Source organism: Pyxidicoccus sp. M6 (genome assembly GCF_055568925.1).
Map to the genome: position 1 here is coordinate 2,402,418 of NZ_CM145714.1, position 10,874 is coordinate 2,413,291.

Below are 10,874 nucleotides of genomic sequence, written 5' to 3' on the forward strand. Positions count from 1 at the left end.
CTGTGAGGGCTTTCAGCCCAGCATCCGTTGAATGCTGATGTCCAACTGACTGCGCACCAGTCCCAGCAGGCTCTGCATCGTGAGGGGCTCCTGCCTCAGCCGGGTGGCCAGCTCCGCCTGGACGCGCTTGAGCAGCCGTTCGCGGGCGTGGGCCACCTTGCGCGCCACGCCGGAGCGGGAGTCGCCGTACATCAGCGCGAGCCGGTCCATGGTGAAGCCGTGGAAGTGGTGCAGGCGCAGCAGCGCGCGCTCCTGCTCGGGGAGCGCCGCCACCACCTTCTGGAGCACCTCGCCGAGGAGCTGGCGCGTGTCCTCCCGGAGCACCTCGTGCTCCGGGTTGCCCGAGGCCAGCATCCGGGCGAAGGACTCCGGAGGCTCGGTGACGAGGACCTCGCGCCCGTTCTTCTCCACCAGCTCTCCGGAGATGCGCGCGGCGGTGATGCTCACCCAGGTCAGCAGCGGCCCCCGGCCCCCGTAGCTCTCAATCTTGGGCGGTGCCTTCTCGCTGCCCACCAGCAGCCGCTCGCGGAGCACCTGCAGCACCTCCTCCACCATGCTGGGGGACAGTGCGCCGAGCCGGCCGGGGATGTACCGGAGGACGTGCTGCTCGAAGGCCCGGAGGGCCGCGGTCTCCCCGGTGGCGCAGGCGCACGCGAGGTACAGGTCGGCGCCGTGGATGATGCGCAGCACCTCCGCGGCCTTGCCCGCGGGCAGGTGCCGGGCCAGGTGCCGCACGAAGGCCTCGGCCGAGAGCCGCAGCGTGGGCCATGCCTTCCGGGCCGCGTCGACGTGCTGGAGCAGCAGCGTCTCGAGTCCCTCCAGGGCCTCCAGCTCCGCGCGCTGATTGCGCGGCACGTGCTCCAGCAGCAGCGCCGCCAGTGGGCCTGTCTTCCGTTCCTCGCTCATCACCTTGCCTCACGGCGCTGCCAGGCCAGCACCTTCTGGAGCTCTGGCCGGCCCCGGACTCCCACGGACTCCAGCCACGTTCGGGCCTCCTCGGCCATGGCGAGCGAGCGCGCCCGGTCCGGGGCGGAGCGCGTCTCCACGAGCGCGCGGGCCAGCAGGAAGGACGTCCTCCCGGCGGCCTCCAGGTCACCGGGCTCACCCCACCGCGTCTGGATGCGCCGGGCACGCTCGAGCAGCGGTACGGCTTCCTCCGCGGCGCCCAACGACAGGTGTGCCTTTCCGGCGCAGGCCAGGGCGTTGGCGCCGTCCACGGACTCCACGCCCTGCGTCTTGCCAGTGATTGCGCGCGCACGCTCGCAGTAGGCGCGCGCCTCTTTCGGAGCGTGGGTTGCCAGGGCCAGCTCGGCCAGGGGGAGCAGCACCGTCACCAGGTCTCCACCCTCGGGGCCCTGCTCCTGCTCCAGCCGCTTCAGCGCCTCCATCAGGTCGCGCCGGGCCTCGGGGTAGCGGCCCGCGCTCAGCTGCACCTGCCCCCGGGTCGTCAGTGGCAGGGCGGCGCGTATCGTATCCGGGCCCATCGAGTGCTGGATGCGCTCCAGGGACTGGGTGGAGAGGGCGAGCGCCTCGTCGTGCTGGCCTGTTTCGCTGGCCAGCCTCGCTTGCGCCACGAGCGACTGGACGACCGTGAGGTGGTTGGGGCCACGGGTGCTCTCGAAGATGGCGCGCGCCTGCTCCAGCATGGACCGCGCCTCCTCCAACCGGCCCTGGACCCGCATGGCCTCGCCGAGGTTCAGCAGCACCGTCCCGCGGGCGGTACCTCCCGAGCCTGGAGAGGCCTCCAGGATGGCCAGCGCCGTGCGCCAGAAGCCAACGGCCTCGGCGAGCCGGCCCAGGGGCTCATGGCTCGAGGCGACCCTGTTGTAGGACGTCACGAGGGCGGGGTTGTCGGGGCCCAGCAGGCGCTTGCGCAGCTCGAGGGCCTGGACGTGGAGCTCCAGCGCTTCGTCGAAGCGGCGCTGGCCGAAGCGGATGCGTCCGAGCTGGTGGAGGAGGATGGACGTGCGGAGGCTGTCAGGCCCATTCCTCCTGCGCGAGAACTCCAGGCCCTGGAGCGCCTCCCGCTCCGCCTCGGCGGCGTTGCCCTGCAGCTCTCGCAGCGAGGACAGGCGGAGGTGCAGGTCCGTCGTGATGTCCGGGAAGCGCTCCCGCCCCAGCCGCTCGACGGCGGCCTGAGCGTGCCGGACTATCTTCTCCGCGTCCTCGGTGCGGGACAGCGCCTCACCCACCATCCAGATGAGCTCCACCCATGCACGGGCTTGGGTCTCATCGTCACGCCCGGCCTCGGCGGCCCACACGGCCTTGTAGAGGAACTCCTCCGCCTCCTCCGGCTTGCGGCTCTCACCGAGGAACTCGGCGTGGGCCAGGTACACCTCCGCCGCCAGCGGCTTGTAGTCGAGCGTCTTCAGTTCCTCGATGAGGGGCGTCGTCACCGCGAGGCCCTCGGAGAATCGGCGCGCCACGAGGTGGACCCGGGCCTGCGCCAGCTTGTGCCGCACGGCATCCACCCGGGAGCGCAAGGAGTCAGGCGGCTGCGGGCGGCTGGAGCGCCCGGGCGCGTCCCGGCAACCGGCGAGCCCCTCGAGGGAGGCCATCACCTGAGCCGCGCTCTGCACCGTCTGCGCGTCCGCCTTCTCCAGCACCTCGGTGACCGCGGCGAACTGCCAGAGCCGCGTGTCGAGGCAGGCGGCTGTCTGCCAGGAGCCGTCCCCGGTATCCGCGGGCGCGGCCAGGCACGCCTCGGTCCTGAGCGTCCGCCACTGGGCGGCGTAGGCGTCCAGCGCCGACGCGAGCCTCTCCCAGGACGATGCGGCGAATGAAGTCCCCGTGGCGAGGAAGGCCGCGCGCACCCGCTCGCGCCGCGCGGGGCCCCACGCCGCCGCGAGCTTCTCCACCTCCTGTTCACAGCGCGCCTCGCGCCGGTGCGTCACCCCATAGGCCACGAGGGCGCCCAGCACTCCCGCCACCGTCGCCGCGGCCACCACCCGCGTGAGCATCTTCCGGGGCGGCGGGGTGAGCTCCGTCAGCAGCGACTCCATGGAGGGGAAGCGCTCGGCGGGGTCGGCCCGCAGTCCCCGGAGCACCGCGCGCCGCACCCGGGCCGGAATCTTCACCTCGCGCTCGGGCGGGCACACCCGGCCTTGTTGAATGGCCTGCGCCAGCTCCCTCAGCGTCTCTCCCTGGAAGGGGCGCACGCCGTGGAGGGCCTCGTAGAGCGCCACGCAGAAGCTGAACGCGTCCGAGCGCGCGTCGGCGCGCTGTCCCTGGAGCAGCTCGGGCGCGAGATAGGCGGGAGTGCCCAGCACGAGGCCCGTCCTCGTGAGCCCTCCCCCGGGAGGAACGGGAGCCTCGGGGCTCGCCGCCCGCGAGGGTGCGTCTTCCTCGCGGAGCAGCCGGGCGATGCCGAAGTCCGTCACGCACACCCGGCCATTCCGCCCGAGCAGGGTGTTGGCGGGCTTGAAGTCGCGGTGCACCAGCCCCGCCGCGTGCGCGGCCGCCAGGCCCCGCCCGGCCTCCAGGAAGACTCGCAGCACCTCCCTCCAGGGACGCGGCTCCTTCATCCACTCGGCCAGCGTGGTGCCGTCCACCAGCTCCATGGCCAGGAAGATGCCGTCGCCGTGGGTGCCCACGTCATAGAGGGTGACGACGTTGGCGTGGGAGAGCCGGGCCAGTGCCTGCGCCTCGCGCAGCAGCCGCTGCTGCAATTCCTCATGTTGGCGCCCCTCGGGGCGCAACACCTTGAGGGCCACCTGCCGGCCCAGCTCCGGGTCATCCGCCGCGTACACCACTCCCATGGCTCCGGAGCCGAGGCGCTCGCGCACCACGTAGCGGGAAACCCTGTCGCCGCGCTCCAGCGGCGGTGGGAAGAGCTCCCCCATGAGCGCCGCCGTGGGGCTGGTCAGTGCCCGGGCACCAGCCCCCGCCGCCAGGACCCACTGGCAGTCCGGGCAGTGCTCCACATGGGCCATGACATGACTCCGGTGCTCCTCGGAGAGCACCCCCGCCAGGAAGTCACTCAGCGTCGTTTCTTGCGGGCACGCCTTCATGCAGCCACTCCGAGAGACCCCTGCGCGTCAATGTACGGACAGTGGCCATGCACGATTGGAAGTTTCTGGGATGCGGGCCACGCCATTCCCTCTTTTACGCCCGAACGCCCGGGGCTGCCTTTGGCGGCTTCACGGGGCAACTAAATTGCATTTCAACCAGAGGGGAGTTTTCCCATGGGCGGTCTGGCACCAGTCGGTGGGGGTTCTGGCAAGTCGGGAGTGGACAAGGCCGAGGCCGCGCAGAAGCCCGGGCGGACGCCCGAGGCCGCGAAGAAGTCCCGGCAGGCGGACGCCGCCGCGCCGAAGAAGAACGAGCTCGCCTCCGCCTTCGACGGCACCAGCCGCAAGGCGGAGCTGGAGAAGCTGCTGGGCACCACGGCGCCTCCAAAGGTGAAGCCCGTGAAGGGCGAGAAGCCGCCCGAGTCCATCAACGCGGTGGACTCCAAGGACCTCGAGAAGGCCCGCTCGCTGGCGGACGGGCAGACGTACACCGATGCGTCCTCGGGCGCGAAGTACCAGGTGAAGAAGGACGCGGCGACGGGCGACACGGTCCTGTCCGACGCGAAGAGCGGCAACACCGTCACCGTCAAGCCGGACGGCAGCTACACGTCCACGGTGAAGGCGCAGGAGAAGACGCAGTCGGGCGCCACCGTGGACTCGACGTGGACGAAGACGGTGGACGCCAGGGGCCGGCCCATCAGCCTCCAGTCCCAGAAGAGCACCACGGAGCAGCACCCGGAGACGGGCGCCACCACCACCTCCGTCACGTCCTCCTATGACACGACGAGGTCGCCTCCGCTGCTGAAGTCTCGCACGGAGGAGAAGCGGATGGAGAAGCCCCCGGCGGCGCTGGCGCAGCGGCCCGGCACGCCCCAGGGCCCGGCGACGGTGAAGACGGAGACGCAGTACGACGCGCGGGGCATCCCGACGAAGCAGGTGAAGACGACGGAGGTCCACACTCCGGGCTTCAACGCGGGTGCCGTGAGCGCTTTCGAGGCCGGTCAGGAGTCGGCCCTGCGGAATGCCTCCAAGGGAGAGGACCACCACCGGACGAACAACGCCCCCACCTCGCTCAAGCCCGGCGAGTCGAGCCTCACGACGACGGAGGAGACGCGCTTCAACGCCCAGGGCGAGCCCGCCGTCTCCACGCGCAAGACGGAGTCGGTGGCCACGCAGGCGCTCAAGTCGGACAAGAACGGCAACGGCGTGGAGGTGGTGCGCACCCAGCAGGAGGTGACGCGCGGGCCAAAGGATGCCGCCTCCACCGACGCGCTCCCTGCGCTCGACCCCCAGAAGCCCGGCACCGTCACCCGGCGCACCACGGTGACGGGGTATGACCCGGACGGCAGCCGCTTCGGCGCGGGGCATGCCAGCCGCTCGCGGACGGTGTCCCAGTCCTCGGGCACGGTGGACGCGCACGGCCAGACGCAGCTGAAGCACCAGCCCACCGAGGTGCAGAGCCTCCACGAGGCCAGCGACAACCGGTGGCGGTATGACCACGTCGCCTTCGACGTGGGCGCGGACGGCAAGCCGGTGCCGGGCAAGGAGCCGCGGCAGCTCGACAAGGAGCGGCAGCTGCCCTGGTACGAGGACGCGACGGAGTTCGCCGCCGACGAATTGAAGAACCTGGCGGACCGGGCCGGTGACGTCGTGGACGCCGCGTCCGAGCTCGTGACGGCGCCGCTGGAAGACGCGCTGACGGACGAAATCAAGAAGCTCAACAGCGTGGGGGACACGCTGACGCTCAGTGGGAACCTGGACGTCAAGGTGGGGCTGAAGGCGGGCATCGCGGGCGAGGCCGAAATCGAGCGCACCGAGGACGGCAAGTACCAGCTCTCGGCGGAGGTGACGGCGGACGTGGGCGTGGGCTTCCTGGGCTCCGCGTCGGTGTCGGGCGGGATGCGCATGGAGTGGAAGTTCGACTCGCCCGAGGAAGCGGCGAAGGCGTCCCTCCTGTTGGGCAAGGGGCCCTCTGCGATGCTGCCGGGAAGCGAGGACCAGAAGTTCCTCATGGACCACCTGTCGGCGGCGGAGCTGAACGTCGGTGGCCAGGCGGAGGCGGGTGTCGGCGGGAAGGCCGGCCCGGCGTCGGCGGAGCTGTCCATCAGCGCGGAAGCGACGACGGGCGTCCGTGTGGAGTTCGACAAGGGCAAGCCGACGCACCTGGTGAGGACGACGGAAGTCTCGGGCTCGGGCGCGGCGGGGGCGGCCACCGGGCTCAAGGGCAAGGCGGGCGTCAACGTGGGCGGAGAGGTCAGCGGCTCGGTGAGCATCGAGTCGAAGATTCCGCTGGATGCCAGCAAGGTGGACGCGAAGGACATGCTGGCGTTCCTGGCGAGCCCCACGAGCGCGGCCTTCGCCGGGCCGGCGGAGACGAGCATCACCGTGGAGGGCTCGGTGGATGCCGGCGAGCACGGCGAGTTCTTCACCGCGGAGGTGAGCGGGCTGAGCGGTGAGGAAGCGCAGTCGGTGGCGAAGAAGCTGCTCGAGGGCCAGGGCGAGAAGGCCTTCGAGGGCGTGAAGGCCGAGACGAAGTTCACCACGGGCAGCTTCAAGGACCGCGAGGCGGGCTTCGGCGCGAAGCTGGGCGTGGTGGACTTCGACATCAGCGCGCGGCACCGCGACGTGACGGCGGAGGGCGGCGGCGGCAGCGGTGGCACCAACATCAACGCGGGCGGCGGGAAGCGGAAGGGTGGCAGCGACGGACCCTCGGGGAGCCATGGCGCGAAGGGGGGGAGCGACCCGAGCGGCTCCAACGGCCCGAGCAGCGCCGAGGGTCCGGAAGCAGGGGCGGACGCGCCGACGCGTCAACCGGGGGACACGTCGCGGGGGCGTGACGACCGGCCCGGAAAGGACCCGTCGGCGCGTCCGCCGGGGGACACGACGAAGGACCGCACTCCGCCCGCGGAGTACCGGGTGAATCCCGCCACGGGGAAGCTCGTGCCGGTGACGCCGCGCGAGGGTGGGCCCTCGCGCTCGGAACGGGCCGAGCGTCCCGAGGCGAAGAGTCCTTCCGGAGCGAAGGACGCGAAGGGCGACACGGAGGGCACGTCGGGGCGTCGCCCCGTGCCCGTCGAGAGGAACCCGGAGCTGCCCGGCCGCACCACGCTCGCGCGCTACGACGACGGCAAGGTGCGCATCGAGGCGGGGCCGGACGCGGCGCCCGAGGACGAGTCACGGGTCGACTCCCTTGCCCCGGGGGGCGGCTTCGTGGCCCGGCATGGGCCGACCGCCGCCGTGCCCGACTGGGCGGGGCTCGGGCAGGCCGTGAATCCCCAGGCACCCCGGACAGCGATTGCTCCACCTCCGTACCAGCCTCCGACGGCCGAGGAGAAAGCCGCCATCGAGAATGGCTCTCGTCGCGACAGGAAAGCGGCCCTGCTCGACCATGTCAGGCGCGCCTACGACCCGAAGACGCGGACCCAGACCGAGCTCAACAAGGACGTGGATGAAAAGCCATACAAGCACACGGTTGGAGGCGTCGAGCTCGTCGAGCCAGAGGCCTACGCCAAGGTGCGGGCAGGGCTCGCCCGGGAAGAGGCGGCGCGCCGCGCGGAAATCCGCGACCAGCAGCTCCGGGAGCGATTCCCGGATGGGCCCAGAATCGACATGGCCACCAATGATGCGGCGTTCGCGCATTGGGAAGACCACACGAGGCCGCACACGCAGTCGCGACACGGACCCGAAGTGCCCTACCGGATTTCCGACGCGCCCGGAGCCCAGTCCCTGGAAGGCCGTGTCACCCCGGGCCATCGATGGAAGGAAGACTCGAAGCAACCGGATGCGTCATTCCAGTGGGCAAACAATCGCATCATGAATCAGACCGTCAATCATCACCTGCGCACGCATTGGGACCGCATCCGGCCCGAGCTCGCCAAGAAGGGCCACTACGAAGAGGAGGTGCTCCTTCCCCGCCAGTCTCCGAGGCTCGGGCGGGGGTTCGTGGCCGACGATTCGGGGACGGCCGTGCCGGCGAACGCGAAGAGCTACACCCTCCGAGTCCGTATCGTCGACGGCGCGCCGCCGCGACTCGCGGTGCAGTCGACCTTCCCCGGTCCCAAGAAGGTGTAGCTGCGACAACTCGGGCAGCAAGGGCGCCAGGCTCCGGCCGCTGACGAGCCTGGACGACTCAGGGGCAATTCAATGATTCGCATGTCATGGCTGATGGGATGCCTGCTCCTGCTGGGAGCGGGCTGTGTCGTGCCGGGCATCGATGAGCTCTGCCCGAAGGAGAGCATCATGGATGCCTATCCAGACAAGGATGGGGATGGGCACGGCGCTCGTGGCTCCGTGGCGGAGCGCGTCTGTGGGCGCGTGCCCGAGGGATATTCCAAGACGAAGGATGACTGCGACGACCGTTCCGGCGCCGGCGCACGGGTCCATCCCGGCGCAGTGGAGGTGTGTGACGGCATCGACAACGACTGTAACGACAAGGCCGATGAAGGCCTCGTGAGGGATTACTACCCGGACCTGGATGGTGACGGAGTGGGGGCGGGCGCCGCGGTGGCGGCCTGTGGACCGCCTCCTGCGCATGTCGCTGTCGCGGGAGACTGCGACGACCGTGATCCGGAGCGCAGTCCGGGCATGTTCGAGATGCTCGACGGCAAGGACAACAACTGCTTCGGAGCCACGGACGAAGCGCTCTTCTCCGCGGGAGAGAACCACGCCGTGGCGCTGCGCCAGGATGGAACGCTGCTCTCGTGGGGGCGTAACGGATGGGGCGAGCTCGGGGATGGCACGCTCATCGGCCACGAGGTGCCCGCGCCGGTCCCGGGCCTCGACCGCGTCATCGCCATCGCGGCGGGACGCTTCCACACGGTGGCGCTGAGGCAGGATGGCACCGTCTGGACGTGGGGGGACAACGCGTGGGGCCAGCTCGGCCTGGGAGATACGACTTCGAGGTGGGTGCCTACGCAGGTTCCAGGCCTTGCGGAAGTGACCGCAATCTCCGCGGGGCTGACCCACTCCGTGGCCCTGCTGCGCGATGGCACCGTCAGGGCGTGGGGATACAACGCCAGCGGAGAGCTGGGGGATGGGACCAACTTCAGCCGCATCCGCCCCGTGCAGGTGAAGGGCATCTCGGAAGTCGCCGCGGTGGTCGCGGGAGCGATTCACACCGTGGCCCTGCGGAGGGACGGCACGGTCTGGGCATGGGGGTTCAACGGGAATGGCCAGCTCGGAGATTGCACGACGGAGAACCGGTCCGTGCCCACCCAGGTCCTGGCGCTGCCGGACGTCGAGCTGACGGACGTCACCGCTGTGGACTCTCACGGGGACCACACCGTGGCCTTGAAGAAGGATGGCACCGTGTGGGCCTGGGGGCGCAACGACTGGGGGCAGCTCGGGGATGAGACGGCCACCGACAGTCTCGTGTCCGTGCAGGTCGAGGTTCCGGCGGGCATTTCCTTCGTCTTCGTCTCCGGAGGGGGTGACCACACGGTGGCCTTGTGCCGGGACGGAAGCGTCTGGGCCTGGGGGCGTGGGGAACGGCTGGGGAATGGCACGCTCCGCGGCAGCCCGAAGCCAGTGCAGGTGTCTGGGATTGGAGAGGTTGTATCCATCGCCGCTTCCTGGTCGAACACCCGGGCGGTGCGACGGGACGGAAGCGCCTGGGCCTGGGGAAGCAACGAGTGGGGCCAGCTTGGGGACGGGACGACGACAGCCCGGACGGCGCCGACAGCGGTGCCCGCGTTGGACTACCCCGTGAGCCATTGAGCAGGGCGGAGGACGCGGGCCTAGTGGAAAGGCCTTAGCGCAGAGAGGTCGAGCAGCCTGCTTTCGTGGGGCCGTTCAACGACAAACCATTTCCCGTCAGGGCGATGGACGGCAGCCGCGCAAGTGATTGATGCTTGCACAAGCAACCGCATTGCATTTCAGCCAGGAAAGAGATTTCCATGGATTGCCCTGACGAGTCTGGCATGAGTACGGATGGCGCCGTGCGTCGAGCCGAGGAAGCCCGTCAGAAGGCCGAGGCCGCCCGGTGCGCGGTGGAGGCAGCGGGCCGTGCACGCCGTGCCGCGGAGGCCGCGCGCCGCGCCGTGGAGGCCGCGCGCCACCTGAAGACCGTCGCGGAGAAGGCCGCCGCCGACGCGCGGAAGCCCGGACAGGCTCCCGAGGCCGCGAGGAAGTCCCCTGTGGACGCCGTCGCCGCGGAGAAGCATCGCCAGTGGGCCACCGGGAGGGTGGCCGCCGCCGAGACGAAGCTCCAGGCCGCCGAGGAGAAGAGGGTCCTGACGGCGAAGCGGGCCTGGGAGGCCATGGTCGAGGCCAACGCACTGGCCGCCTGGGCGAAGACGGCGCCGCCCTTTGCCCTGAAGGACATCGACAGCGTCATGCCCGGGGGCGCCGAGCTCGCCTCCGCCGCCGAAGGAACCCCTGCTCCTTCGGCGGCCTGGCCCGTCGAGGAGGAGCAGCGTCCCAGCGCCTCCGACGCCGTGGGCTCCAATGACATCCAGTCCGCCGCGAATCGCGCTCCATCCGGCCTTCCCGGTTGGAAGAGACCTCTCTCGAGGAGCGGCGGGGGAGAGTCGCTCCTTCAAATGGACACGTAGAGACTCCCATGAGCGGGTCCAGGTGCATGGGATTGCGGGCGCCGTATGGGGTTCTCCCAGGGTATGGATTGACCGTCACCCTCGGTGAGCGCCATAAGCTCGTCCATGACGACTCCCGCTCGCACGTTGCTCCTCCCGCTGTGCCTGGTCCTCCTGTTATTTGCTGACGGTGCGGCCGCGGCCAGTCTGGGCTCCGCGTCATCCACCGCCTTCACCATTCCCAACGGGACGTTCGAGACGCCCGCCCTGCCAGCGTCGCCGGGGTACCAGTACGCGCCGGCCGGGAGTGGCTGGACGCTCGACCAGGGCGCGG

5 protein-coding genes are annotated in these 10,874 nt (G+C 70.5%); 3 read left to right on the forward strand and 2 right to left on the reverse strand.

The features are described 5' to 3' along the window. Positions 1 to 12: 12 nt before the first annotated feature. On the reverse strand, positions 13 to 906 hold the full coding sequence (locus ACVTJA_RS09975) for an RNA polymerase subunit sigma-70 (protein ID WP_465835893.1): 894 nt from the start codon (positions 904 to 906) through the stop codon (positions 13 to 15). Next, positions 906 to 4,010: a tetratricopeptide repeat protein gene (locus tag ACVTJA_RS09980; RefSeq protein ID WP_465835895.1), complete on the reverse strand. Its 3,105-nt coding sequence runs from the start codon at positions 4,008 to 4,010 to the stop codon at positions 906 to 908. Before ACVTJA_RS09980 ends, ACVTJA_RS09975 begins: the two co-directional genes overlap by 1 nt. 174 nt (positions 4,011 to 4,184) lie before the next feature. On the opposite strand from ACVTJA_RS09980, the gene ACVTJA_RS09985 reads away from it, so the two are divergent. The 3 genes from ACVTJA_RS09985 (at position 4,185) to ACVTJA_RS09995 (ending at position 10,561) form a co-directional block, all read left to right on the forward strand. Beyond that, positions 4,185 to 8,081: a hypothetical protein gene (locus tag ACVTJA_RS09985; protein ID WP_465835897.1), complete on the forward strand. Its 3,897-nt coding sequence runs from the start codon at positions 4,185 to 4,187 to the stop codon at positions 8,079 to 8,081. A gap of 72 nt (positions 8,082 to 8,153) precedes the next feature. Beyond that, positions 8,154 to 9,725, forward strand: coding sequence for an RCC1 domain-containing protein (locus ACVTJA_RS09990; RefSeq protein WP_465835899.1), 1,572 nt, complete (start codon positions 8,154 to 8,156; stop codon positions 9,723 to 9,725). A gap of 203 nt (positions 9,726 to 9,928) precedes the next feature. Continuing rightward, the gene (locus ACVTJA_RS09995) at positions 9,929 to 10,561 is read left to right on the forward strand and encodes a hypothetical protein (RefSeq protein WP_465835900.1); all 633 of its coding nucleotides are present in this window, start codon (positions 9,929 to 9,931) and stop codon (positions 10,559 to 10,561) included. The last annotated feature ends 313 nt before the right edge of the window (positions 10,562 to 10,874 follow it).

Bases quoted from the DNA above. Each gene is read 5' to 3' on its own strand.
- ACVTJA_RS09980 (WP_465835895.1), bottom strand. From the start codon at position 4,010: ATGAAGGCGTGCCCGCAAGAAACGACGCTGAGTGACTTCCTGGCGGGG.
- ACVTJA_RS09985 (WP_465835897.1), top strand. From the start codon at position 4,185: ATGGGCGGTCTGGCACCAGTCGGTGGGGGTTCTGGCAAGTCGGGAGTG.
- ACVTJA_RS09995 (WP_465835900.1), top strand. From the start codon at position 9,929: ATGAGTACGGATGGCGCCGTGCGTCGAGCCGAGGAAGCCCGTCAGAAG.
- ACVTJA_RS09975 (WP_465835893.1), bottom strand. From the start codon at position 906: ATGAGCGAGGAACGGAAGACAGGCCCACTGGCGGCGCTGCTGCTGGAG.
- ACVTJA_RS09990 (WP_465835899.1), top strand. From the start codon at position 8,154: ATGATTCGCATGTCATGGCTGATGGGATGCCTGCTCCTGCTGGGAGCG.